The 25,108-nt window shown below is 55.2% G+C and carries 26 protein-coding genes and 1 other RNA gene; 13 read left to right on the top strand and 14 right to left on the bottom strand.

Annotated features, from left to right (window positions below; all coding sequences use genetic code 11):
• Positions 1 to 3: 3 nt before the first annotated feature.
• Positions 4 to 1,194 (top strand): threonine-phosphate decarboxylase CobD, encoded by a 1,191-nt coding sequence (gene cobD / locus TH3_RS05395; protein WP_158526685.1) that lies wholly within the window; start codon positions 4 to 6, stop codon positions 1,192 to 1,194.
• Positions 1,195 to 1,206: 12 nt separating this feature from the next.
• Here the strand turns inward: cobD and TH3_RS05390 are convergent, their stop codons facing one another.
• Positions 1,207 to 2,799 carry a sigma-54-dependent transcriptional regulator gene (locus TH3_RS05390; RefSeq protein ID WP_007090766.1) on the bottom strand — a complete coding sequence of 531 codons (1,593 nt, stop codon included), beginning with the start codon at positions 2,797 to 2,799 and terminating at the stop codon, positions 1,207 to 1,209.
• Positions 2,800 to 2,968: 169 nt separating this feature from the next.
• On the opposite strand from TH3_RS05390, the gene TH3_RS05385 reads away from it, so the two are divergent.
• A complete protein-coding gene (locus TH3_RS05385) occupies positions 2,969 to 3,274 on the top strand; it encodes an STAS domain-containing protein (RefSeq protein ID WP_007090765.1) in 306 nt (101 codons plus the stop codon).
• Between the two features lie 3 nt (positions 3,275 to 3,277).
• Positions 3,278 to 5,344 carry a SpoIIE family protein phosphatase gene (locus TH3_RS05380; RefSeq protein WP_007090764.1) on the top strand — a complete coding sequence of 689 codons (2,067 nt, stop codon included), beginning with the start codon at positions 3,278 to 3,280 and terminating at the stop codon, positions 5,342 to 5,344.
• Between the two features lie 16 nt (positions 5,345 to 5,360).
• Here TH3_RS05380 and TH3_RS05375 read toward each other — a convergent pair whose 3' ends face one another.
• The 4 genes from TH3_RS05375 to TH3_RS05360 all read right to left on the bottom strand — a co-directional run bounded on the left by TH3_RS05375 (position 5,361) and on the right by TH3_RS05360 (position 9,446).
• On the bottom strand, positions 5,361 to 5,954 hold the full coding sequence (locus TH3_RS05375; protein ID WP_007090763.1) for a hypothetical protein: 594 nt from the start codon (positions 5,952 to 5,954) through the stop codon (positions 5,361 to 5,363).
• Positions 5,955 to 6,245: 291 nt separating this feature from the next.
• Entirely contained in the window at positions 6,246 to 8,246 is a 2,001-nt protein-coding gene (locus tag TH3_RS05370) for a putative bifunctional diguanylate cyclase/phosphodiesterase (RefSeq protein WP_007090762.1), read from the bottom strand.
• A 128-nt stretch (positions 8,247 to 8,374) separates the two neighbouring features.
• Positions 8,375 to 8,758: a TfoX/Sxy family protein gene (locus TH3_RS05365; protein WP_007090761.1), complete on the bottom strand. Its 384-nt coding sequence runs from the start codon at positions 8,756 to 8,758 to the stop codon at positions 8,375 to 8,377.
• Positions 8,742 to 9,446 (bottom strand): helix-turn-helix transcriptional regulator, encoded by a 705-nt coding sequence (locus TH3_RS05360; RefSeq protein ID WP_007090760.1) that lies wholly within the window; start codon positions 9,444 to 9,446, stop codon positions 8,742 to 8,744. The genes TH3_RS05365 and TH3_RS05360 overlap by 17 nt, the downstream gene beginning before the upstream one ends.
• Positions 9,447 to 9,571: 125 nt before the next feature.
• Here TH3_RS05360 and TH3_RS05355 point away from each other — a divergent pair, with 125 nt between their 5' ends.
• A complete protein-coding gene (locus tag TH3_RS05355; protein ID WP_007090759.1) occupies positions 9,572 to 10,009 on the top strand; it encodes a VOC family protein in 438 nt (145 codons plus the stop codon).
• 235 nt (positions 10,010 to 10,244) lie between these two features.
• Positions 10,245 to 10,634 carry a YybH family protein gene (locus tag TH3_RS22285; RefSeq protein WP_007090758.1) on the top strand — a complete coding sequence of 130 codons (390 nt, stop codon included), beginning with the start codon at positions 10,245 to 10,247 and terminating at the stop codon, positions 10,632 to 10,634.
• 35 nt (positions 10,635 to 10,669) lie between these two features.
• Here the strand turns inward: TH3_RS22285 and TH3_RS05345 are convergent, their stop codons facing one another.
• Positions 10,670 to 11,293, bottom strand: coding sequence for an alpha/beta family hydrolase (locus TH3_RS05345; RefSeq protein ID WP_007090757.1), 624 nt, complete (start codon positions 11,291 to 11,293; stop codon positions 10,670 to 10,672).
• A 228-nt stretch (positions 11,294 to 11,521) separates the two neighbouring features.
• Between TH3_RS05345 and TH3_RS05340 the strand changes: the two genes are divergently transcribed.
• Both TH3_RS05340 and TH3_RS05335 read left to right on the top strand, forming a co-directional pair.
• On the top strand, positions 11,522 to 12,103 hold the full coding sequence (locus TH3_RS05340) for a hydrolase (protein ID WP_007090756.1): 582 nt from the start codon (positions 11,522 to 11,524) through the stop codon (positions 12,101 to 12,103).
• A 112-nt stretch (positions 12,104 to 12,215) separates the two neighbouring features.
• A complete protein-coding gene (locus TH3_RS05335; protein ID WP_007090755.1) occupies positions 12,216 to 13,274 on the top strand; it encodes an AbrB family transcriptional regulator in 1,059 nt (352 codons plus the stop codon).
• A 3-nt stretch (positions 13,275 to 13,277) separates the two neighbouring features.
• Here TH3_RS05335 and TH3_RS05330 read toward each other — a convergent pair whose 3' ends face one another.
• The 5 genes from TH3_RS05330 to ssrA all read right to left on the bottom strand — a co-directional run bounded on the left by TH3_RS05330 (position 13,278) and on the right by ssrA (position 18,919).
• Positions 13,278 to 14,711 (bottom strand): methyl-accepting chemotaxis protein, encoded by a 1,434-nt coding sequence (locus TH3_RS05330; RefSeq protein WP_007090754.1) that lies wholly within the window; start codon positions 14,709 to 14,711, stop codon positions 13,278 to 13,280.
• A gap of 266 nt (positions 14,712 to 14,977) precedes the next feature.
• Positions 14,978 to 15,898 (bottom strand): DMT family transporter, encoded by a 921-nt coding sequence (locus TH3_RS05325; RefSeq protein ID WP_007090753.1) that lies wholly within the window; start codon positions 15,896 to 15,898, stop codon positions 14,978 to 14,980.
• Between the two features lie 164 nt (positions 15,899 to 16,062).
• Positions 16,063 to 17,679: a fumarate hydratase gene (locus TH3_RS05320; protein ID WP_007090752.1), complete on the bottom strand. Its 1,617-nt coding sequence runs from the start codon at positions 17,677 to 17,679 to the stop codon at positions 16,063 to 16,065.
• A 183-nt stretch (positions 17,680 to 17,862) separates the two neighbouring features.
• On the bottom strand, positions 17,863 to 18,405 hold the full coding sequence (locus tag TH3_RS05315; protein WP_007090751.1) for an SspB family protein: 543 nt from the start codon (positions 18,403 to 18,405) through the stop codon (positions 17,863 to 17,865).
• 137 nt (positions 18,406 to 18,542) lie between these two features.
• Positions 18,543 to 18,919: a transfer-messenger RNA gene (gene ssrA / locus TH3_RS22620) on the bottom strand.
• Between the two features lie 163 nt (positions 18,920 to 19,082).
• On the opposite strand from ssrA, the gene TH3_RS05305 reads away from it, so the two are divergent.
• The 6 genes from TH3_RS05305 (at position 19,083) to TH3_RS05280 (ending at position 23,083) form a co-directional block, all read left to right on the top strand.
• Positions 19,083 to 19,877 carry a thymidylate synthase gene (locus TH3_RS05305; RefSeq protein ID WP_007090750.1) on the top strand — a complete coding sequence of 265 codons (795 nt, stop codon included), beginning with the start codon at positions 19,083 to 19,085 and terminating at the stop codon, positions 19,875 to 19,877.
• Positions 19,877 to 20,416 (top strand): dihydrofolate reductase, encoded by a 540-nt coding sequence (locus tag TH3_RS05300; protein WP_007090749.1) that lies wholly within the window; start codon positions 19,877 to 19,879, stop codon positions 20,414 to 20,416. The genes TH3_RS05305 and TH3_RS05300 overlap by 1 nt, the downstream gene beginning before the upstream one ends.
• Before the next feature lie 125 nt (positions 20,417 to 20,541).
• A complete protein-coding gene (gene mscL / locus TH3_RS05295; protein WP_007090748.1) occupies positions 20,542 to 20,973 on the top strand; it encodes a large conductance mechanosensitive channel protein MscL in 432 nt (143 codons plus the stop codon).
• A 125-nt stretch (positions 20,974 to 21,098) separates the two neighbouring features.
• Entirely contained in the window at positions 21,099 to 21,680 is a 582-nt protein-coding gene (locus TH3_RS05290) for a TetR/AcrR family transcriptional regulator (protein WP_007090747.1), read from the top strand.
• A 107-nt stretch (positions 21,681 to 21,787) separates the two neighbouring features.
• On the top strand, positions 21,788 to 22,411 hold the full coding sequence (locus TH3_RS05285; protein WP_007090746.1) for a class I SAM-dependent methyltransferase: 624 nt from the start codon (positions 21,788 to 21,790) through the stop codon (positions 22,409 to 22,411).
• 114 nt (positions 22,412 to 22,525) lie between these two features.
• A complete protein-coding gene (locus tag TH3_RS05280; RefSeq protein ID WP_007090745.1) occupies positions 22,526 to 23,083 on the top strand; it encodes a peroxiredoxin-like family protein in 558 nt (185 codons plus the stop codon).
• A 156-nt stretch (positions 23,084 to 23,239) separates the two neighbouring features.
• Here TH3_RS05280 and TH3_RS05275 read toward each other — a convergent pair whose 3' ends face one another.
• The 3 genes from TH3_RS05275 to cyoC all read right to left on the bottom strand — a co-directional run bounded on the left by TH3_RS05275 (position 23,240) and on the right by cyoC (position 25,106).
• On the bottom strand, positions 23,240 to 24,010 hold the full coding sequence (locus tag TH3_RS05275) for an SURF1 family protein (RefSeq protein ID WP_007090744.1): 771 nt from the start codon (positions 24,008 to 24,010) through the stop codon (positions 23,240 to 23,242).
• Between the two features lie 86 nt (positions 24,011 to 24,096).
• Entirely contained in the window at positions 24,097 to 24,489 is a 393-nt protein-coding gene (locus tag TH3_RS05270) for a cytochrome o ubiquinol oxidase subunit IV (protein ID WP_007090743.1), read from the bottom strand.
• Positions 24,486 to 25,106 carry a cytochrome o ubiquinol oxidase subunit III gene (cyoC, locus tag TH3_RS05265; protein WP_007090742.1) on the bottom strand — a complete coding sequence of 207 codons (621 nt, stop codon included), beginning with the start codon at positions 25,104 to 25,106 and terminating at the stop codon, positions 24,486 to 24,488. The genes TH3_RS05270 and cyoC overlap by 4 nt, the downstream gene beginning before the upstream one ends.
• Between the last annotated feature and the right edge of the window lie 2 nt (positions 25,107 to 25,108).

The raw sequence follows: 25,108 nt of genomic DNA, 5'->3' as shown, positions 1-25,108 counted from the left end.
CCAATGCAGGGTCTGGCGGACGATACGAAGTCACCTGCTGCCGCGCAAGTCCGACTTGCGCCCGATCCTGTCACGCGTTACGCAGATAGCATTCTGTTTCACCGCTCTGTATCCCCATTTCGGGCCAAAGGCACATTCATGATCCTGCAATCCCCATCCCATGGTGGCGCTATCGATGCGGCGGCCGAAAAATACGGCATTGCCGCACCGGACTGGCTTGATCTGTCGACGGGGATCAATGCAACCGCCTGGCCAATCGCAGCGATTGATGCCATCCATTGGCAACGATTGCCGCTGGCAAGTGAACTGGACGCCCTGAAACAGGCCGCAGCGGACTATTACGGCATTTCACATCCCAACCAGATTGCCTGTGCGCCGGGAACGCAGGCATTGATCCAGACCATTCCCTTCTGGTTTGCCGATCAGGGCAGAACCGCAACCGTTCACATTATCGGCCCGACATATGCCGAACATGCACTGGGCTGGAAACGTGCGGGGTTCAGAACGGAAACCGTCACAACAACACCGGAAAACCGGGTATCGAACATGGCCGATATCCTGCAATCCCCTGGTGGCCGCGATGACATTGTCATTCTGGTTAATCCGAACAATCCCGATGGCGGCCTGATAGACCAGACCACCCTGACAGAACTTGCCGAAATGGCAACAGAACATGGCAAATGGCTTCTGATTGACGAGGCCTTTATGGATTGCAGCCCGGAATACAGCATTTGCAGACAATGCCATAAATTCGAACACATGATTGTCCTGCGTTCATTTGGCAAGTTTTTCGGCCTTGCAGGATTACGTCTTGGATGTGCCGTCATGCCCCCGGAACTGGCCGCTGATCTAACCGACCGGATCGGTCCATGGGCTATCGCGGGTCCGGCACTAACCATCGCGCGGGCGGCATTTGAAGATCGGGTATGGCAAACCGATATGCGCCAACAGTTGTCGATTGATGCAAACCGCCTTGATAATCTGATTGCCAGCCTGACCGATCTGGAACGGATCGGCGGCACCATACTGTTTCGGCTATATCACGGCAAGAATGCCGCAAAGCTTGCGCACCATCTGGGCACGCAGGGCATTCTGGTCCGGTTGTTTGATGATCATGCTGACCGTGTCCGGTTTGGTCTGCCGGGCACGGAAAAGGACTGGATCAGGCTGGAAAAGGCGCTGGCGGGCCTTTAAAAGCTGTCTTGTCTATTTCGCCCCGTTTTCTTCCCACGCCTGTTTCTTGCGATAAATCGTCGATGGACTGACGCCCAGGGCATCCGCTGCACGTGGGATCGAGCCACCGCATCGCACAATTGCTTCTTCAATCGCCTGCTTTTCCACCAGCCAAAGCGGCTTGATCCCGGCATAGCTGCTGTCTATCGGCAAACCGGTTGGCATCGGTGCCATGCCAAACCGGCCATTCGCGCCAATCATGACAGGGGCCATATCCATATGCTTAGGTTCCACCCCGTCGCGCAGGTTGCGCGCCCCGGCCAAAAAGGCCAACGCATCCGGGTCCCCTTCCCAAAATCGACCGGCATCCTCCAACCCGTTTGAGACGACCGGATGGGGGGGCGGTGCTTCGATGGATTCCGACCCAAAACGTTCGTCGTCCGTGCCGCTGTTAACCGGTCGGGGCACCATCGACATGGTGACTTCGGTGCCATTATTCAGAACGACAATGTTGCGGATGATGTTCTGAAGCTGACGAATGTTGCCCGGCCAGGCATAGCGCGCAAACAGGGCGGCAACATCGGGGCTGAAGCGTTGAAAATCGCGCCCTTCTTCTCGGGTAAAGCGTTGCAGATAGAAATTGGCGATCTGCAGGATATCGTCATCGCGATCACGTAAGGGCGGCATGTGAAGCGGAATTACATGAAGACGGTAATACAGATCTTCTCGGAAACGCCCGGCACGCACTTCTTCAAGCGGATCACGGTTTGTTGCACAAACAAACCTTACATCCACGCTTTCAATCGAACTGCCACCGACTTTCTGGAATGTGCCAGTCTGAATGAACCGCAAAAGCTTGGTCTGCAGATCCAGATCCATCTCGCATATTTCATCCAGAAAAAGGGTCCCGCCATCGGCCCGATGTGCGGCCCCTTCGCGGTCGATTACGGCACCGGTGAACGCGCCTTTGACGTGACCGAAAATCTCGCTTTCCATCAGGTCTTTGGGGATCGCGCCACAGTTTAGCGGAATAAACGGCTCGTTAACCCGCTCCGACCGACGGTGAATGGCTTCTGCCGCAAGTTCCTTACCGGTCCCTGACTCACCAGTAATGAAAACCGTTGCCCGACTGGGGGCCGCATTTTCAATGATACGATAGATATCATGCATCGTGTCCGACGCGCCGATGATGTCAAAATACATCTCGTCGACGGTATCGACGCCATCAGATTTTTGGACCGCATGACTGATCGCAGACCGGCCTTCCAAGGCATCACTGACCGTGATCCGAAGCTTGTCGGCGGTAAAAGGCTTCAGAAGAAAATCCCACGCCCCGTCTCGCATCGCCTCGACCGCGACATTGACCGAACCGTGGGCGGTAATCACAACCACCTTGCATTCCGGTGCGGCCTGATGGGCGGCGCGCAGAACATCACGCCCATCCATGTCCGGCAGGATAAGATCAAGAACCAGAACGTCAGGCGGATCATTTCGCAGTCTTTGAATAGCATCACGACCAGTGACGACATGCTCGACCTTGTGGCCATCCGCGCGCAAGTAGTCCTGATACACCCGCGCAAGCGACAGCGTGTCTTCGACAACGATAATGCGTGCCTGTTCTGGCATTTTGCCGTTCACGTCCCGATCTATTCATCTACCGGAACCATACCGATAGTGACATTACATGCACAACTGCTAACCTCTAGTCAGCTGATTCGTTATCTCATAGAAATCAGCTTTTGGTTAAAAAAGGCATAGTTTCAGTAACATTGCTCGCATCCGGGAGTATCACGGCTTGAATTACACCACCGAAAAATCCGGCGACACGATCAAGGTCGAACTGAATGGCCGATTTACATTTGGGGACCATTCCAGTTTTCGCAAACTGATCGAAGAAATCCGCAGTCAGGAAGCCGAAACACAAATCCTTGACCTTTCCGGGGTCGAGTTCATCGACTCAGCCGGGCTCGGCATGCTGCTGCTCGCCCGTGACGAAGGTGAGAAGTCGCGTGCAACGGTCATTCTCAAAGGCGCGCAGGGACAGGTAAAACGCATGCTCGAAGTTGCCCGCTTCGATACCCTGTTCAAGCTGGAAGACTGACACATGCCGACAACCGGCGAGGCCAACCCGCGCCCCCTTGTTGCGGTTGCCGAACCGCTTGACCAAGCCCGCGCGGCAAAGGTTCTGGGGGGGCAGCATATTTTCGGTGATGGCGCAGGCGCGAATGCGGAACTTTTCTTTGGCCGAAGCCCCGAAGATTTTGAACACCGCAACCGATATCAATTATGCCTGATACCGTCCGAAACCGGTCGGGAATGGCTTGGCGCGCTGGTGCGCCTCAACTGCAATTATTTTGTCGAATGCTATGATGCGCTTGATCTGGGTGATCTTGGACCGTTGCGAACCGCCAAACGGGGCGCGAATTGGGACCTTCTGGTCTGCATGTCGACGCAAAGTGCCTATCAACTGCCAATGGCACGAAAATTCGTCACCGCCCTTCGCCACCGCGGCATCATTCACGATGCCATCGCGCCGACGGTCGAAATGGCCGTTCAGGAAGCCTTTGCAAATTCGATGCTTCACGGCAATCTGGAAATAAATACGGCCGGCCATCTGTCGATGGACCGCTTCAACGAATTGGGCGAGGAAACGGCGCGCCGCCTGGCATCCCCGATCCATGGTGGCCGCGCGATCATGCTGACGGCGAAAAAACGGCGCAATGGCAATGTCGAAATTTCGATCCATGATCAGGGCAGAGGCTTTGTCCCGCCCGATGAGACACCGCTTCCCAAATTACCCGGCGCTGAATCCACCTTTGGCCGTGGCCTGCCATTGATCCGAAGCCTTTGCCACGATGTCACCTTTGATCGTGGCGGGCGGACAATCCGGCTGACTTTTGCCCCCGATGCATCGGCAGCCCTGCCGCTTAATACCAATTTCGTCGCGGGTCTTGAGGCCGCCGAACGGGCCGCCGGGGAAGGAGACCTTCGCAACCCGCGTGATGCGATGATACTGATTGCCGATGACACCATGATATCGCGTGAAATCATCGCGTCGTATTTGCGTTCGGACGGGTTTACCAATCTGGTTTTCGCCAAGGACGGCGAAGATGCACTGGCACAGGCGCAAAAGCATAATCCCGACCTGATCATCCTAGATATCATCATGCCCAAAATGGATGGTTACGAGGTATGCAAGGCCCTGCGTGCCGACCCGCTATTTGCCGAAACCCCGATCATTGCCCAGACCGCGCTTGAAGAAAACGAAGGGCGCACGCGGATTTTCGAGGACGGAGCGACCGACCTTATTTTAAAGCCGCTAAACAAGGCGGAAATGATCGCGCGTACGCGTATCCATCTTGAAAATCGTCTACTGGTCAAACAGTTGCAGGCCTATCAGGAACGTACGCAGTCCGAACTGGAAATGGCGCGTGACATGCAGGAAATGCTGATCCCCAAGGCGGAACAATATCGGGGGACCGGCCTTGAATATGGCATGACCATCAGTGCCAGCTTCCAGATGTCATCTGAACTTGGCGGTGACATGTGGGGACTGGCCCCGATTGATGACGACCGGCTGGGTGTTTACATCGTTGACTTTGCCGGTCACGGACTTGGTGCCGCACTCAATACATTCCGTCTTCATTCCCTGATCTGGTCGGATGACCAGCATGATGATGATCCGGGTGTCTATCTGGAATCTCTTAACCGCCACCTCAAAGGTCTGCTCCCGGTCGGCCAATACGCCACGATGCTATATGGTGTTATCAATCGAACCGCCGAAACATTCCGCTACGCCAGTGCGGCCTGCACCTCGCCAGTTCTGGGCAACATCAAAACCGGTGAAACCACGTTTCTTGATGGCTCAGGTGTGCCGCTTGGCGTTATCCGCGATGCCCGATATGAAACCCGCGAAATACCCTTCGGGATCGATAATTTCCTGCTGCTTTACAGCGATGCGTTGATCGAAACCGTGCTTGATGATGGGGCTTTTCTTGAAGGTGAACGGCTTTTGAAAATGGTTCAGGACATAATTTCCGAAACAGGCGGCATGACCGACCTGGCATCCCACCTTGCCGATCAATTCATGGATCGCGCACCGGTCAAGCTGCATGACGACTTCACCGTCGTATCATTACAGCCCAATGCCCTTACCCGGTCAGGAAAATAACATCAGGCACAATCAGCTAATTCAAAAACCACGGCTGGGGCGGTGAGAGTTCCCGTTCCGGCATATGATCCTGCAAATCCCAGATATGGGTGGTATCGGTCGCAACCTTTGACGCAGAAGATCTGCTTTCCTGAATGCGGCTTGTGATCACGGATCGTATCAATGCCGCAAGCCCCTTGCGTGCGCCCGCGTGATCCGGATCTCTCGACAGGACCGCACCCAATTGATCGAATGCCTTCATGCGGTCGCAGCAAGAGACAAGATCGGCGGCCACCACGCGCAACTCGCGGGCATCGGGCCGCAGGCTGATTGCGATTTCCAGATGTTCAAGCGCGATGTCGCGTGATCCGTTCTGCAAATAGGTCCGGGTCAATCCCAGATGCGTTGCCGGATCAAGATCATCCAGCAACAAGGCCCGTCCAAACGCATCAAGTGCAAGACTGCCAAGCCCCATATCCAGCAGAACATGCCCCATTACCCGTAATCGGGCGGGTTGGTCAGGCAGTGTATCAATCAGATGACGAAGACGGGTGCGAATTTCAGGCGCCAGATCAATGCCATCAATCTTGACAGCGGCTATCTGGGATGAAATGTGCGTCTGGCCTGACATCTGTCCGAAGCCCTGTTCCCGTCTAAGATGGCGAATCGTAACGACTCGCCTGAATCCTTGCAATAGCCAATAAAAACAACGAGTCGTTTCAATTGCTTAGATCGGCCGCAAAATCGGTATCCGGTGCAGTCCGGCGCGCGACGCGGGCATATGCCACTATCTGCCATGCCGGATGACCAGAAGAATACCCTGATTGGGTTGCGGGAAGATTAACCGCGAAACCGACATCAATAGGGCAAAGATGCAGCCGGTTTTGCCCTATTTGCGATCACCCGCTTCATGATGGAAACGTTATGATTTTGCGTCGACCTGTCGGACATCCGATGGGGTTTCTGTCCAATCCCGATCTGCCACATTGGGCAAGGCATCCCAATCAATGCTGGCCGATGGCCGGGCAAAGAAATATCCCTGTGCGAGACGCCCGCCAAGACGCAGGACCTGGTCGCGCTGTTCGGGTGTCTCGATCCCTTCGATCACGCAATCGGTGCCCAGATTGTCGCACATGTCGATCACGGTTTTGACAATCCGCTGGCTGCGTTCGCTGGTAACAATCGGTTCGATAAAACTGCGATCAATCTTCAGACAGTCGAATTCCAGTTCATGAACATAGCGCAGGCTGGAATACCCGATTCCGAAATCATCCAGCGCAACCTTTGCCCCGTGGCGGCGCAGATAGCGAATGCTGGCACGGGCCGACACAAAATCGCGCAGCAAAGCCGTTTCCGTCACTTCAAATGTCAGACGTCCCGGATCAATCCCAAAGAATTTGATCTGATCAATCAGCCAGTGCGCCATGTCGGGCAAAACTATATCGCGGGCCGACAGGTTAAACGACAACGGTACATCCTGTGGCCAGGCGATCATGGATTTCAGCGCCTTCTGGAACAGGATCGTCGACAGAGTTCCGACCTGCCCGGTTTTTTCGGCCACCGGAAAAAACATTTCGGGTGAAACCCGCCCCATTTTATCATTATCCCACCGGGCAAGCACCTCGATCGAATGCAGTTTACCGCTGTGCAAATCAAAAACCGGTTGATAATGGATCGACAATTCGCTTTCCAGATCAGCCTTGCGCAGGGCCTGTTCGATCTGGCTGTCATGGCGGATCAGGGTTTCGTGATGGGCGGCGAACAAAACCGGATGGCCCGGCATGTTCTTCTTGGCGTAGTAAAGCGCGAAATCGGCACGCTCGAACAGGGCGTTGGGTTTACGTGCCACCGCCGGGTAGGTCGCAAAACCAAGCGATGCGGAAAGCTGCACCGTTCCCCCGCCAACCTCGAACGGATCATTAAGCGTTCCGCAAAGTTCCCGTCCGATACGGATCAGTTCCGCGGCATCCGTAATATCGTCAAGGATCACACCGAATTCATCCCCACCCAGTCGCGCCAACAAGACATCCGGTCCCAGAATGTCGCGTAAGCGGGCGCTGGCTTTGACCAGCACATCATCGCCAGCCGGATGGCCATGCACGTCATTGACCGGCTTGAATCCGTCCAGATCAATCATCGCAACCGCAAAACGCCCGCCGTCCTTTGCGCGTGCTACCGCTTCGTCAAGATGGGAAAAGAATGCGCGGCGGTTGGAAAGACCGGTCAAGGCATCACGAAAGGCCAGTTCACGGTTCTGGTTGGAAAGCTCGATGGTTTTGGTGTGCTGCTTTTCCAGATCGATTTGCGATTCCACCAGTCCAGAAAACGCCGCGTAGTAGCTTCGGATGATCTGGACAATCATCAAGGATACCATCGCCATATTGGCCGCAATCGCGACGTAAACCTCGTTCCCGGTAGACCCGAAATGCAGGATGAAAGACCCAAGAACGATGATGACGACCAAAAGAGCAGCTGGGGGAAAATGCAACAGACAGAAGATGCACCCAACCACGGTGATCGAGATGAAATAGGCGACATGCCCCTGTTGATAGGCATCACCATAACCAAACATCTTGATCGCCCAGGCGGTGAAGACGACGCTGATGACTGCGGCCAGAATGCGGATACGGCGCAAATGCAGCACCGCACTGGCAAAATCATTTGCCGTATCACGCAAGCGCATCCATGCAAGCCCACGGATCAGACAGACAATCCCCAGAACCGCTGGAATATAAACCGTCATCCAGTCGGGTGCGGTTCCGTAATGCGTGAAAGCCAGCGCGACCGCGTTTGCAAAAAGCAGGATGTAAAGTAACGGGATTTGACGGGAAAGGGCCTTGACCTGCGCGCGAACCAGTTCGGGTTGATCTTCCCGAACGCGGAACGTCCCGACAATGCTCCGGCACAAATCCTTTAACGCCACACCGATGCGCTTTCCCCGTGGTTTTCTTACTACAGGAAAATCTTATACGAAAATCCGCGGCAAATGCAGCCCTTTCAGTGCGCCCTCAAACAATCGGATAGTTTTGCCCCAGATCTCCCTGAAAACTTTTACCCATTACTGCCGGTTTTCGATTTTTTGCGCTTGGCTTTGGCCACCTTTTCCGCTGCCGCACGATGCGCAGCACCAAGTGCCATATGGGCAAATTCCATCAATTGATCTGGCTCGTCCAGCCAGTCACCCGGAACCTCGAAATAAGACAGTGTCATCGGGCGACCTGATGGCACACAAAAGGGTGCCATACCTTGCGCATCGTAGGCCCCGGCAGTTTGTTCATCGCCTTTCAGATACAGCACATCTTCATCAATGATCGCAAAAAGTACCCCATCGCAATAAAGCCCGAATGCACCAAACATCCGGTTCGGGCGGATGTTTCCCAGTGGGGATAACAATTCGCTTACCATCTGGACAAATTCGTTATCGACCGATGCCATTGAGGATTTCCCCCTCGACGCCTTCGGAAATCAGGTAGTCACGCAATGTCCGCCCCGGTGTCGGCCGGAAATGATCTGCGGTGATCTGCATGTTCTTGATCCGGTCTGCACGGAAAACGCGGAAGGCCTGGCGAAGTTCGCACCAGCTTGCCAACAGCCAGATGGTGCCAAAAAACAGCATCCCCAACGGCCAGACCCGCCGGTTGGTGTCATCCCCCTTGGCATCGGTGTAATCGATATTGATCAGATGCCGTTCACGGATGGCACGCCGCAAATCGGGCATCGAAATCGCAATCGGGGCCTGTGCGATTTCGGCAATCGCAATCGGCACCCCGCCAATAAGACCCCGCATTTTTTCCGGCAAGACCGCCTCGATCTTGGTCAGGGCATCGCCCGCGGCCCGCGCCATCTGCGGATCGGTCCAGCTCTGCACCATGCGTGCGGCAACCACCAGTGCCTCGATCTCGTCGGCATCAAACATCAATGGCGGCAGATCATAACCATCGCGCAGGATATAGCCCACCCCCGCCTCGCCTTCGACCGGAACACCGGACGCGGCAAGATCGCGAATATCGCGGTAAATCGTGCGCTCGGAAACTTCCAGTTCCTCGGCAAGTTCGCGCGCCCGGCACAGTTTGCGACGGCGCAAAATCTGCACAAGACGGAAAAGTCGGTCGGCCCTTCTCATGTTCGCTCCTTTCTCAGCATGACCGAGAAATTATCATAACGCTCCTGACAGGCTCCTGTCAGGAGGCATGTGCAAACATGACAATTATCGGGAACAGGGTTTCAACATTCGTCAGGAGAAAACCAATGAAAGTCACCAGCGCCTTTCCGATTATCGTCACCGAAAAACTGACAGAAAGCCGGACTTTTTACGAAGAACTCGGCTTTGTCGCCGTCTTTGCCGGGGACTGGTATATCCACCTTGTCTGGCCAGAATGCATGGAAGTCCAAATCGGCCTGATGCAGCCCGACCATCCGACACAGCCGCCGCTATTCCATGGCCGCACCATGGGCGACGGCAGCATCTTTGGCATCAGCGTCGAGGACGCCAAAACTGCCGCCGATGAGCTCCGCGCCAAGGGTTTCGAATTTGCGCTCGAACTGCGCGACGAACCATGGGGCCAGCGTCATTTCACCCTGCTTGACCCCAATGGGATAAGGATCGATATCGCCAGTCAGGACGCCGAAATGAGTGATGAATATGCCAAGGATTTCCTGATGCCGGTCGAAGGCATACCGGCCTGATCCCTTCGCGTCACCAATGTTCGCGCTCTACATCACCTGATTGCGGAACCAAACACATGATCCCTGACCACATCTCGTCCCCAATGTCATATTTTGAAAAAACCAACACCTTCCATGTCATTCCCCTTGCCCCGCTGGGGGTGTCATGAGGAAAAAGGTATTCCTGCCAACCTTGATGTTCTTTTTGCTGCCGGGGTTAAATACTCCAGCACAATCAACCGAACCAGGACAGACCATGAACACCGATGAAAAACAGGTTCTTGATACCGTTCTGTCGATGACACAGGCATTTGAAAACCGCGATATCGAAGGCGTTCTGGCGCATTATGACCATGATGCTGTTATTGCCTTCACACCGGGTACTGCCACAAGCGGTGCCATGGAAATCCGTGAACAGTTCATTCAGTTCTTTGACATCAACCCGGCATTTGATTATGGCGGGCACAAGGTATTCGTCACCGATGATACAGCCCTTCACATTGCACCATGGACGATGCAGGGAACGGCACCGGACGGAACGCAAATCAATGATAACGGCCTTTCGGTTTCTGTTCTGAAACGAACGAACGGCAATGTATGGCGGATCATTTTGGATGATCCCTATGGCGGGTTACTGGCACAGTAACCCCGGATTTTTGCGGGATGGCGCAACCAACCACGTCATCCCGTGCTTTTGACAAAGGCATCAATCGCGTTGATCGCTTCGACAATATTGCCTTCCTGTGTGTGACCGGACTTCTTGCGCGCGTCGAAATCATGATCACCGTCGGAGACCCAGTGCAGGGATACCGTGTCGGCCAGTCCATAACCCGCTACCTCGTCCGGACTGCCAAACGGGTCGCGCGTGCCATGACAAATCAGGGTAGGTGTTTTCATCGTCTGTAAATGCGCAGTCCGCAGGTTTTCAGGCTTCCCCGGTGGATGAAACGGATAACCAAGGCAGACGACACCACGCACGCCAAGGTCATCTGCGACCATACTGGCGATCCGCCCGCCCATTGATTTGCCACCAATCACAAGTTTTTCGGGCGTGTCAAGCTGTGTCACAACCTGCTGATAAGTCTCGATCAGAACCGGGGCCCGATCCGGCCCACGCTTTTTCCCGTCCACCCGGCGTTTCGCCATATAAGGAAATTCAAACCGCGCCACGCGATAGCCACATGCCGCCAGACCGGCCGCCATTTCATTCATGAACGGGCTATCCATTGCAGCCCCCGCCCCATGCGCCAGCAAAATGGTCTGCTTGGCATCATCAGGCCCGTCAAAGATAAAATCGATGGTCATGACAATCGGGTTTCCCTGTTCCTGTGGCGATCAAAAACATAAGCCACCGCGATTGATCGGGCCAAGTCCCAATCCCCTGCCTGCCCGCTGTTTCCCCGCTATTCATCCGAAAAACTCGCCATATCAGGATGTTTCGGTTTATCATGATCCTTCCCCAAAGCAGTGCGCCACTCCCAAACGGCGTCGCCATCCGCCCCGATCCGATACCTTGCCCCAATCAGGTGCCCCATGCCCAAAGACCAAATCCTGCTGGATCCGGCGCGTACCGCCCTTGTCATGATCGACCTGCAAAACGGCATTCTGGCCCAGTCCCTGCATCCGCGAAGCGGTGATGTGGTGCTTGAAAATGCCCGCAATCTGATCGCCAAATTCCGTTCGGCCAAAGCCCCCATCGTTCTGGTCCGCGTTTACTGGTCTTCTGACATGGCCGATGCCCCGCACCAGATGGTTGATCTGCCATCCGTCCCGGCGAAATGCCCGCCCGAAGATTGGGGCACCCTTGTGGATGACTTGATACAACCCGGCGATATCGTCATTACCAAACATCAATGGGGCGCGTTTTACGGCACCGATCTTGATCTGCAGCTTCGCCGTCGCGGGATTGAAACCATCGTCCTTGGCGGTGTTGTCACCAATTTCGGCGTGGAATCCACCGCCCGGTCGGCGTGGGAACACGGCTATAACATCGTGATTGCCGAGGATACCACCGCCACCAAATCGGTCGAAATGCACCAGTTTTCAATCACCGAAATCCTGCCGCGCATTGCGCGTGTCCGCCAATCAGCCGAACTGACCTTTACCACCCCATAACCCTGCTGCCCCAAACAAAGGCTTTCCCGTGCCAGATACCTCGCCCCATGCGCCCCACGCCCCCAAGTCCCCCAAACCCAACTCGCCCCCTGATCGGGAAAAGCTCGGCAAAATGCCGCATCTTATGCAATGGGGATTGCTGATTGGCGTTTCGCTTGTGCTGTCCGTGATCCTGCATGATGCGGATATCCCGGCCGCCCTTTTGCTCGGCCCGATGATTGTTGGCATTGTCATGGGTACCAATGGCACCACCATCGCCATGCCAAAGCCGATCTATCTTGGCGCGCAATCGGTGCTTGGCTGCATGGTCGGCGGGTCAATGACCGCCGGGATCATCACATCTTTCATGCATGACTGGCCGCTGGTTCTGGGCGTTACGGCACTGACATTGATCGCCAGCAGCTTTTTGGGCTGGATATTGTGCATCAAGCAGGTCCTGCCGGGAACGGCAGGCATTTGGGGATCATCACCGGGTGCCGCATCCGCCATGGTCATCATGGCCGAGGCCTTTGGCGCCGATGCCAGACTAGTGGCCTTCATGCAATATGTCCGGGTGGTGATTGTGGTTGCCGTGGCATCAAGTGTTGCCAATTTCTGGGTCGATCCGGCATTGGCGGCGGCCCATCCGCATCAATGGTTTAGCCCGTTTGATATCGGCGATTTCGGTATAACAGTGGCAATCGCCGTCATCCTGTGCATTGTCGGGGCAAAGTCACGTTTGCCATCGGGTCCGCTTCTGGTGCCGATGATCGTCGTCATGGTGTTAAGCATCACCGGTATGGTCGATATCGTCCTGCCTGAATGGTTTCTTGGCCTGACCTATGCCGTGATCGGCTGGATGATCGGGTTGAAATTCACACCTGCAGTTTTACGCCACGCGGCGTACGCCCTGCCGAAAATCCTGATTTCGATTTTCGTTCTGATCGGTTTTTGTGCCGGGATTTCGGTATTGCTGGTGATTTTCATGGATGTTGATCCACTGACCGCCTATCTCGCCACCAGCCCCGGCGGGCTTGACTCGGTCGCCATCATCGCGGCCAGCACCAATGTCGACTTGTCCTTTATCCTGGTGTTACAGGCAACGCGCTTTTTCATGGTACTGCTGTTTGGTCCGCCATTGGCCCGCATGGTGGCAAAACGCACATCGAAATTCCCCGACCGGATAGTCTAACCCTCACATCGCCAGGATCTGACCGACAAAGCCCTCGACCCGATGGCTAAGGTCCGATCCTTGTGTTTCAAGATTCCGCGCTGCATCGGAAAGTTCGCCCGCGACCTGCCCGTTATGGGAAATTGCCTCTGCAATATCGGAAACACTGGCACCCACCACCCGCGCCTGTTTCAACGCATCAAGCGCATCCCCTGCAACGGTGCGACAAATTTCAACCTGCCCACCGGTTTGATCCGCGGTGATTTCGGCACGCGCCTGCAAGTCGCCCATCGCATCGGAAATCCGGTCGATATCCCCACCGGCCTTTGAAATCGCCCCGGTGACACCATCCATCCATTGGGCGATTTCGGCAGTTGCGGCTTCGGATTGCCCCGCCAACGCCTTGACTTCCTTGGCAACGATGGCAAAGCCCTTCCCGGCCTCGCCAACACGTGCCGCCTCGATCGAGGCATTCAGCCCCAGCAATTTGATCTGGCTGGCGATGGCCGAAATTGTCGACAGCATCTTGCCCGCATCGGCTGCACGCGCCTGCAATTTGGCAAATTCATCGCGCATCTCACGTGCCTGCGCCCCCAATGCACGGGTGGTTTCCACATTCGCCCCGGCATCATCGCCAATCGTGGTCAACGCCGCCTGAAGCGCATCCATCTGTCCGGCGACATTTTCAATCCGGGAGAGGGCGGCATGGGCCGCCTGATCAATGCCCTTGCCGCATGCATCCGTCCGCCGGTTGCTATCGCCCAGCACGTCAAGCGCACTGCGCATCTGGCTGACCGCGGCACCCAGCATCCCGACCGTACCCTGCACCTGGCTTTCAAAATCCGATGCCAGTTTTTCGCGCGCGGCCAGTGCCGCATCACGTTCGAGCACGCGTGCGACCTGCCCGCCAACAAAGCCAAGCAGTTCAAGCATCTCATCATCAAGACGGGCGATATCACGGCTGAAAAATTCGATGACGGCCACCACTTTACCGGCCATTTTGACCGGCAACGCGAAACAGCCCTGCAACCCGTTCCGGGCAGCCCCGCTGGCGCGCAGGAAGCCGTCCTTAGTAACAACGTTTTCGATGCAGACAGGTTCCCCCGTCTTTGCAACCGACCCGATCAGGCCCTGCCCGATGGTGAAAACCGTGGCCTCTGACTGCAACCGAAAATCGGTCAGATCTGTGGGCAAAACACCCCGCCCGATCGACCAGATTTTGGCCGAAGACAGCGTATTGTCTTCGCGAAGCAGGTAGGCATGACCGACCGGCCAGTGGCAATAATCGCAAACCGCATCAAGGATACCGGCAATCGCCGCGTCACTTTGTCGTGCATCATCGGCAATTGTCCCAACCGTGCGCAACAGGCGCAGAATATCGCCAAGCCCGGCCTCGCGGCCCTGTTTTGAACGGCTGTCTTCATCGGGGGAAACGGAACGCATGAAACCGGCAAACATTGAACTTCTCCGAGGCATGGGACATCTGAAATCGACCGTGCATAACGCCGTCCGGTCGCGCGATTGTCTTGCAAGCCTCGTTGCCTGCCGATTGTTCGTAACTGCGCCTTTGCAATCACGAATATGATGCTAACGTGATTTTGCACCTGCGAAAAGAATTTTCTGTGCGCATCGGCAGAACTGCGCATCCCAAAGAAAAAGGCACCAGCGGCGGGCTGAATTATCCCGCCACCGGCACCTTCAAACATGTCTTTGGCAACAGGGGACTAACGCAAAACCTTGCGGAAAATGCCCGATGCAACCATCACACCGAAAATCACCAGTGCCACTGCAATCGCCAGCGCAAGATTGCCTTCCTCACCAAGCAGGAACACACCGCCGAGCGCGGTCAATGCCGGGGTCATCGCACCAAAGGCCGAGGCACCGGTTGACCCGATATGACGCACCGCAAGCCCATAGGTCACCACCGCAACGCATCCCGCCAGCAGGCCCTGTGTGACGAGCAACAGCAGCACGTCATCCATCGGCGCATCAGGGATGTGCGTGCCCGTAAACAGGGCTACCACCGCCATGATCACAAACGACCAGAAGCCGACAAATGCCGCCGCTTCCAGCGCACCAAGGCCGCTTTGACGCATTGCGTGAGTATAGCACGCCCACATGAATGCCCCGGCCGACACAAGACCATAGCCATAAAGGATCGTGTCACCGGTCGAATGGCCGGGTTTAAGCACCGCCAACAGGACGATACCGGTAATCACCGTGGCATAACCCGCCAGCCGGACCCAGCCCGGCCGTTCACCGAACATCACAACCGCAATCAGAACCGCCCAGACCGCCATCACACCGGGCAGTAAAATGCCCACATGGCTTGCCGGAACATATTGCAGGGCACTGGCCACCAGAAGCGTATAAAATGCGCCTGATCCCACCAGCATGATCAGGCCATTGGCAATCGAAAGCCCCTTGGGCCAGATCCCGCGTTTAAGCCAGATCGGGGCCAGCAACACAAACGGCACGACAAAGCGCAAAAGCCCGATATCGACCGCGGTAAAATCGGATGTCATGGCATAGCGCGTGACAATCAGCCACGCAGCCCAGATCGCCACCGTCGCCAGGGCCGATGTCACACCGACCAGACGGCTTTCTGTTGCACTGTTCATGGCAACAGCAGAAGTTCGAGACATATCAGCATTCCCGCTAAAGGGTTGATTTTGCGAAAATCAGACCACGCAGCACCAATCAAGGCAAGAATTTTGACCGTGGGTCAGCTATGCATAACCGGCCGCAAACAAAAACAGGGCAGCACGGATTGCCCGCACTGCCCTGTTTCAAATCAGTAATATCGAAATCAGATGCCAAATTCGGCAAAGAAGTCATTGCCCTTGTCGTCGATCACGATAAAGGCCGGGAAATCTTCGACCTCGATCTTCCAGACGGCTTCCATGCCCAGTTCGGGGTATTCAAGGACTTCGACTTTCTTGATGCAATCCTGCGCAAGGCGCGCGGCCGGACCACCGATGGAACCAAGATAGAACCCGCCGTGGTTTTTACACGCATCCTTGACCTGTTTCGAACGGTTGCCCTTGGCAAGCATGACGAACGATCCGCCTGCGGCCTGGAACTGTTCAACATAGGCATCCATACGTCCCGCCGTGGTCGGGCCGAACGAACCGGACGGCATGCCTTCGGGTGTTTTTGCCGGGCCTGCATAATAAACCGGGTGGTTTTTCATGTAATCGGGCATGCCTTCGCCAGCATCAAGGCGTTCCTTGATCTTGGCGTGCGCAATATCACGCGCCACGATCACGGTCCCGGTCAGCGCCAGACGCGTCTTGACCGAATACCCGGAAAGCTGTTTACGGATTTCATCCATCGGACGGTTCAGGTCAACCTTGACCACATTGTCATCAAGATGTTCGTCCGACACTTCCGGAAGATATTTTGCCGGGTTGTGTTCCAGGTCTTCGATGAAAATGCCGTCCTTGGTGATCTTGCCCAGAACCTGACGGTCGGCCGAGCACGAAACACCAATCGCCACCGGGCAGCTTGCCCCGTGGCGCGGCAGGCGGACAACACGCACGTCATGGCAGAAATACTTGCCGCCGAACTGTGCGCCAATGCCCATTTCGCGCGTCATCTCAAGAACCTTCTGTTCCCATTCAAGATCACGATAGGCCTGGCCATGCACACCGCCTTCGGTCGGCAGGTTATCGTAATAACGTGCCGATGCCATTTTAACGGTCTTGAGCGCTGCCTCGGCTGATGTTCCGCCAATCACGATGGCAAGGTGATAGGGCGGGCAGGCAGAAGTACCCAGCGTTCTGATTTTCTCGTCCAGAAACTTCCGCAGGCTTTCCGGGTTCAGAAGCGCCTTGGTCTGCTGATACAGGAAGGTCTTGTTGGCCGAACCACCGCCCTTTGCCATGAACATGAATTTATATTCATTGCCCGGCGTCGCATACAGATCGATCTGGGCTGGAAGGTTCGAACCCGTGTTCTTTTCTTCGAACATATTAACCGGCGACACCTGCGAATAACGCAGGTTATGTTCCTGATAGGCACGCCAGATGCCCTTTGACAGGGCTTCTTCATCGGCACCATTGGTGATGACCTTGCCACCGCGCTTGCCCATGACAATCGCCGTACCGGTATCCTGGCACATCGGCAAAACGCCGCCCGATGCGATATTGGCGTTTTTCAGAAGGTCCATCGCAACGAACTTGTCATTCGGCGTTGCTTCCGGGTCATCAAGGATTTTGCGCAACTGTTCGAGATGGCCCGGGCGCAGCAAATGCGAACAATCGAAAAACGCCTGAAGCGTCAGTTTCTCAATCGCCTCGGGTTCGACTTTCAAAAACGTCTCGCCATTGACCTCAACGGTTGAAACGCCTTCGTCACCGATCTTGCGGTAAGGGGTCGTGTCCTTACCCTGCTCGAACATGGGTTTATAGACAAAATCACTCATGGGATAAGTTCTCGTCTCTCTCAAAAACAAGGTGGGTTTGTTTTAATTTGTGCCGTTCATAACGCCAAACGCGGCAAATTTCCACGATACATTAGATGAACAGACTTCCGGCAATCGGCGGGAAACCGGACCGGGCATGCGGGAAAGAAAAAAGGGCGAGCCAAATGCCCGCCCCTTTGAAGCTCATTTTTTTCGAAACGCATCAAGGGCGATGACTTCGCCGGTTTCGCCCTGTTCGGCGGGCTTTTTCTTACCGCGCTTGGAAGGCTCGGTCACCAGCTGCGGGGTCGCGTCTTCATCGCCATCAACCAGATCGGCGTCAAGATCGTCATCTTCGTCGTAATCGAAATCATCGTCGCCCATTTCTTCTTCGACGCTGAAGGTCAGCATGAAATTGGCAGACGGATCGACAAAGGCCAGCATGGCATCAAACGGGACAACCACGGTGGTTGGCATGCCATCGAAGCTCATGCCGACCGAAAAATGATCGTCTTCCGCTTTCAGGTCCCAGAACCGGTGCTGCAATACAACGGTGATATTATCCGGGTGCGCCTTGCGCTGTCCTTCAGGCAAAGCAACGCCGGGATGATTGGTCTGGAACGTGATGTAATAGTGATGCTCGCCGAAAAGGCCTTCTTCGGCCACGCGCGAAAGGATCTGCTTCACCACGCCGCGCAGCGCCTGATCGACCATAAGGTCGTAACGGAATTCTTCCGGTTCCTGCATCGATAATCCTGTGTCTGGCGGGTTCCCTGATGATTTCAGGATATGCCCGTCATTTATATATGGCACCTGATCGCGTCATTTGCAGATGACGCAATTGAATTGCTTCTATTCATAACGGAGAGGGGGAAAAATACAAGAGCGGGGCGTTCTGTTGCTAGGTGCCCCATCCCCCACCAGACTACCGCTCCCGGCAATCGGAATTTCGCTTTGGTGCTAGTACCGCTTAGGCGGCAACAGCAACCGGAGCATTGTTGTCGTTTGCGTTTACAAACATTAGCCCGATAACGGTGGTACCATGCCGAGCGCCAACAGAGGCTTTTACTACACACGTCGATCCTATTTCGGCCCCAACATCTTCGCCTGAGTCGGACGAAGTCAGATAGATGAAAGTTGGTGGAGCCGCCGGGTACCGCCCCCGGGTCCGTAATGTCTATTCTGCCAAGTCGTGTAACGCCATAGTCGGGTTGCCCCGACAGCCCCTATATAGGGCAAATGGGTCTGCTTTCGCAAGGGAATTGGCAAAAACTTTCACCAGATCGACCTTTAAGCCGACAAAGCAAACGAACGACGCCCTGCCATACAGCACCCAAGCCCTGATACCGTCACCGGGTGACTTGCCGCCCCATCCATTGCCAACTATGCTGCCCCAAACATGATTCCGAACAACAGGATGCGGCATGCAGCAATATCTCGATCTGATGCGACTGGTGCGCGATACTGGCGCACATAAGGAAGATCGCACCGGCACCGGCACGGTATCGGTCTTTGGTCACCAGATGCGGTTTGACCTGTCAAAGGGCTTTCCGATGGTCACCACCAAAAAGCTGCATCTGAAATCGATCATCCATGAATTGCTCTGGTTCCTGGCCGGTGACACCAATGTCAAATATCTTCAGGACAATGGAGTACGCATCTGGAACGAATGGGCCGATGAAAACGGTGAACTTGGCCCGGTTTATGGCGGCCAGTGGAGGTCATGGCGCGGGGCAAACGGCGAAACCATCGACCAGATCACCCAGTTGATCGACCAGATCAAAAACAATCCCGACAGCCGTCGCCTGATCGTTTCGGCATGGAATGTGGCCGATGTGCCCAACATGGCGCTGCCGCCCTGCCACTGCCTGTTCCAGTTCTATGTCGCGAATGGCAAACTTTCCTGCCAGCTTTATCAACGCAGTGCCGATATCTTCCTGGGCGTACCGTTCAATATCGCATCCTATGCCCTGCTGACCATGATGGTCGCGCAGGTTTGCGATCTTGGCGTGGGTGATTTCGTCCATACGCTGGGCGATGCCCATCTTTACACCAACCATCTTGAACAGGTCGAATTGCAGCTGTCGCGTGAACCGCGCCCGTTGCCGACCATGAAAATCAATCCGGCAGTCAAATCGATCTTTGATTTCAAGTATGACGATTTCGAACTGACCGGCTATGACCCGCATCCGCATATCGCGGGCAAGGTGGCCGTCTGATGCCCGCCAACAATAACGACCGGATCGAACGGGTTGCCGTGGTTGCCGCCGCCCAAAACGGTGCGATTGGCAAGGATGGCTGGATGCCCTGGCACCTGCCCGAGGACCTTAAACGGTTCAAGGCACTCACCCTTGGCAAACCAATGATCATGGGCCGCGTGACGTTCGAGGCGATTGGCAAACCGCTTCCCAAACGCACCACCATCGTGGTGACACGCGATACCGACTGGACATTTGATCATGAAAATGTCCGCGTCTGCCATGACATCGAAAGTGCGATCAAACTGGCCGATCAGATCGCGGCCAGGGACGATGTCAACGAGGTCATCATCGCTGGTGGCGCGCAGATATACAAACTCGCCATGCGCTACACCACGCGATACGAGCTGACCGAAGTCCATGCCGATTTTGCAGGCGATGCGTTTCTTGATCCCCTGCCCGCCGAAAAATGGCAGGAAACCGCGCGTGCCACCATCAACAATCCCGATGGACCGGATTACAGCTTTGTCACGTTAAATCGCCTTTTGGTGGCGGGCTGATCGGATAGCCCTCCTCAACCAAACAAAACAATTCCTGTTTTCGCATTTCAATTCTAAAGTTTTTTATCGGTAGGGCATCAAACCGCCTTCCCGATAAAACCAAGAATGAAAGAGGACAGGTAAACATGTTTGAAGAATTCAAGAAGTTTGCCCTGCGCGGCAATGTTGTCGATCTGGCAATCGGTGTGATCATCGGGGCGGCATTCGGGCGGATTGTCACATCTCTTGTCGGGGACGTCATCATGCCGGTGATCGGTTATATTTCTGGCGGGCTCGATTTTTCCAACTATTTCATTGCCCTGTCGGACGCGGTAACCGCAACGAATTACGCCGATGCCAAGGCACAGGGGGCCGTAATCGGCTATGGCGCATTCATTACCATTGCGCTTAATTTCGCGATCATTGCCTGGGTCTTGTTCCTTGTCGTCAAGGCAATCAACAGGGCCAAGAAAAAAGAAGACGAAAAAGCCGGTGAAACGCCCCCGCCCGCAACGCCCGAGGATGTCGCCCTTCTGCGCGAAATCCGCGACCTGCTGGCAAAGCGCAAGGAACAATAGATATCGGGAATGTGCGCACTACCGGTTGCTTCTGACTTTGTCAGTTGATATTGCGCGCTCCCGCGCCTATTTTGAATATGTTTCAGAACATCCATTCCAGTTACTGGAACAAGGAAGGATTGCCGATGGCCCGCCCCCGCACATTTGACGAAGAAAGCGTTCTTGATAACGCCATGAACATTTTCTGGAGCAAAGGCTTCGAGGCGACCTCGGTGCAGGACCTGGTCGAGGAAACCGGTATTAACCGTGCAAGTATGTATTCAAGCTTCGGCGATAAAAAGGCCCTGTTCCTCCGTGTTCTAGACCATTACAGCCAGAAGGTCAGCACGGTTCGCTTTGCCAAACTGCGCGAAACCGTCGATGGTCGCGAGGCCATCGTCGCGACCTTCCGCGATGCCGGACGACAGGGCTGCGGCGAAGGCCGCCACAAGGGTTGCCTGATCGTCAATTCCGGCATGGAACTGGCACCACACGATCCCGAAACCGCAGCAATTGCACAGGCGTCATTCCGCCGGGTCGAAGATATGTTTGCCCGCGCACTTCATCGCGGCGTTGAACAGGGCACCATCAGCAAGGATAAAAATATCCGCTCCTTCTCGCGCTTTCTGGCCGGCTCCATTCAGGGCGTGCATCTGATGGCGCGCCGTGGTGCGGACAAGGATACGCTTGACGATTACGTCGATATCATCCTGTCCACGCTCGACTGAACCCCGATCTCGGCAAAATGTCGCCCTGCCCCGGATGGGTGAATTCACATTCACCCGTTTTGCGTGTATACCCATCGCGGGTCACGCAACCATATACGGGGGATGGCATGGACCAAGATACAAAATTCTGGGACAAGGCCGCGACGAAATATGCCCGAAAACCGGTCAGGAATCAGTCGGCTTATGCCGAAACTCTGGATCGCACCCGTCATTATCTGAGACTGGACCAGATTGTTCTTGAAATCGGATGCGGCACCGGTTCAACCGCCTTGCTGCTAGCCCCGTCGGTCGGACAGATCACAGCAACCGACCTGTCCCCTGCCATGATCGCCATTGCGCAGGATAAGCTTGCCGATGGGAAACACCCGAATATCCATTTCCGCACCGCCCGCCTGTCCGATGGCGATCTTGCCGATCAGGTATTTGATGCCGTTCTGGCGTTTAATGTCCTGCATCTTGTCCGCGATATTCCTGCTGAAATCCGTGCAATTCATCGGCGACTGGAACCCGGCGGGCTGTTCATTTCAAAAACCGGCTGCCTTGGTGAAGCCGGTCGGTTCCTTGCCCTTGTCATTGTCGTGATGCGCAAGCTTGGTTTTGCGCCGTTTGTCCATTCCCTGCGCTATGGCGAACTGGACGCAATGATCACAAGCGAGGGTTTCGAAATCATCGAAACCGGCCTTTACCCTGCCTCGGACCATGCCCGTTTCGTGGTTGCCCGCAAACTCTGATTCCAGACCATCCGCCATCACAGTTCGGTGATGGAACCATTTGTTTGTTGTTATTTCGGAATGATCATTCCACATTATTCGTCATTCAGTCAGATAACATTCATGAGGAACGAAATGTCCGCAATTACGCCCCTGATGCCGCGCCAAAAGGTCCCTGCCCTGTCCGTCCCGCTTGTCGGTGGCGGCACATGGTCGCTTGCCGAGCAGACGCCGGAAAGCTTTACCATGGTAGTGTTCTATCGCGGCCTGCATTGTCCGATCTGCGGCAAATACCTTAAAGACCTTGATGACAAGCTGGCCGACTTCGCCAAACGAGGTGTCAATGTGATTGTCCTGTCATCGGATACACAGGACCGCGCCGAAACGGCCAGAGAAAAATGGGCCCTTGAAAACCTTGATCTCGGTTATGGCCTCAGCCTCGAAAAAGCCCGCGAATGGGGCCTGTATATTTCGTCAAGCAACGGCGTGACATCGTCCGGGTTCGAAGAACCGGCCCTGTTTTCCGAACCGGGCCTGTTCCTTGTCCGGCCTGATGGCACACTTTATTTTGGCACCGTTCAAACCATGCCATTCGCCCGCCCGGCCTTTGCCGAGATTCTGGGGGCGCTTGATTTTGTCATTGCCAAAAACTATCCGGCACGCGGCGAAGTCATTGATCATACAAATATCTGATCACTGCGCGGCGACATTTTGAAAAACGAAACGGCCGGTTTCATTTCGCAGAAACCGGCCCTTTTGTTTCGATAGCTCTTCGGGTTATCGCCGAAGACCGCGGGAATTTTGATAGCCGGATGTGATCCACGGCAAGACAGTAGCGACAGCGATCACTTATTCAGGATCACTGTCATCATCTCTGCTACGCCTTGTACGCAGAACGATCCATGCCGCCACCAGCGTCAGCGCCGCCATGCCAAACCACGTTATGGCATACATCAGATGATTGTTGGGGAAACTGATCCGTGTCAGCCCGCCCACCGGCAGTTTTCCGGGATTGTTACTTCCATTGGCATCAATGAAATATGGTGCGACATCATCCGGGTTAAGGCCGCGTTTCGCGGCCATGGCGCGCACATCGCGCGAATACCAGCGGTCTTCGTCAGGCACGTTGTCCCGGATAAAGGTACCGCCCGGCTCATCCATCCGCAAAAGACCGGTGACGCGCGTATCGCCTGAAACCAAGCCATCCGTCCGGCTATCAGGTTCGCGGCGGTCGGTTGGGACAAAGCCGCGATTGATCATGATAATGGTGCCATCGACCCGTTCGAACGGGGTCATGACCCAGTATCCCGCACCATAATCCGTGGCAGCATAAACGTGGCTTTCCAGATCGTTGCGATAACGGCCTAGCAACGTAACCTTGCGGTATTCGTCACGTTCGCGGGTAACATTTTCCCAATCCGCCCGGTCCGGTGCGGTTAACGGGTCACCATGAACGCGGGCATCAACCCGTTCAATCAGATCAAGCTTCCACGCCCGGCGTTCAACCTGCCAGACACCAAGGCCCGCAAAACCCGAAAACAGGATCGCGGCCAGAATGCAAACCACGATGCGGGTCCTGATCGACGGTCCCTTGGCGGTAGACATATCCGTATCAGCCATAATCTTCATGACCTTCAAAACATCATCGGAACAAAAAAGGGCGCGATACCGGTGAAAGTATCGCGCCCCAATTACATCAGCAAAACCTAGCCGAAGCTTCGGATCATTTCATGATCCATCTGCGGCATCATGTTGGTGTTCAGGTGATACATCACCCACAGCGAACCGGCGATGGCAATCGCCACGATCACAAGAGTAAAGATCAGCGCCAGCATGTTCCAGCCGCCTTCGGACTTGGTGTTCATGTGCAGGAAGTAGACCATATGGACGACAATCTGCACGACACCAAGGCCCATGACCCAGGCCGCGGTTGCCACCTTGCTGTCAAGAACTCCATCCATCACCAGCCAGAACGGGATGGCGGTCAGGATTACCGACAGGATGAAACCGATCAGATAGCTGTTGAAGGTGCCGTGGCTGGCACCGTCAGCATGATCGTGACCGTGATGGTCATCATGTGCATGAGAATGCGTGCTCATCCCAGAACTCCCAACAGGTAAACAACGGAGAATACGCCGATCCAGATCACGTCAAGGAAGTGCCAGAACAGCGAAAGGCACATCAAACGACGCTTGTTTTCGACGATCAGACCACGCTTTGCAACCTGAACCATCAGGGTGACAAGCCAGATGATACCAAACGTCACATGAAGCCCGTGGGTCGCAACCAGCGTGTAGAACGACGACAGGAAACCACTGCGCATCGGGGTGGCGCCGAGACTCCAAAGATGATGGAACTCGTAAATTTCCAACCCGACGAAGGCAACACCGAACAGGCCGGTAATCGCCAGCCACATCTGGGTTCCCTTGATGCTGCCCTTTTCCATCGCCAGCATGGCAAAGCCATAGGTGATCGAGGAAAACAGCAGCATGGAGGTGTTGATCGCAACCAGTTCCAGATCAAACAGATCCACCGGTGCCGGCCCGGCCGCATAATTGCGGCCAAGCACGCCATGGGTTGCAAACAGGATCGCAAAGATGAGGCAGTCGCTCATCAGATAGAGCCAGAAGCCAAGCATCGTCCCGTTCTGCGGGTGATGCTCTTCCTTCAGGTAAAAGACCGGCGCTTCGGTCTGAGAGGCAGTTGTATTCGCCATTG

The sequence above is a fragment of the Thalassospira xiamenensis M-5 = DSM 17429 genome (assembly GCF_000300235.2).
Lineage (GTDB): Bacteria > Pseudomonadota > Alphaproteobacteria > Rhodospirillales > Thalassospiraceae > Thalassospira > Thalassospira xiamenensis.
This window is presented reverse-complemented; position numbering and strand designations above follow the sequence as displayed.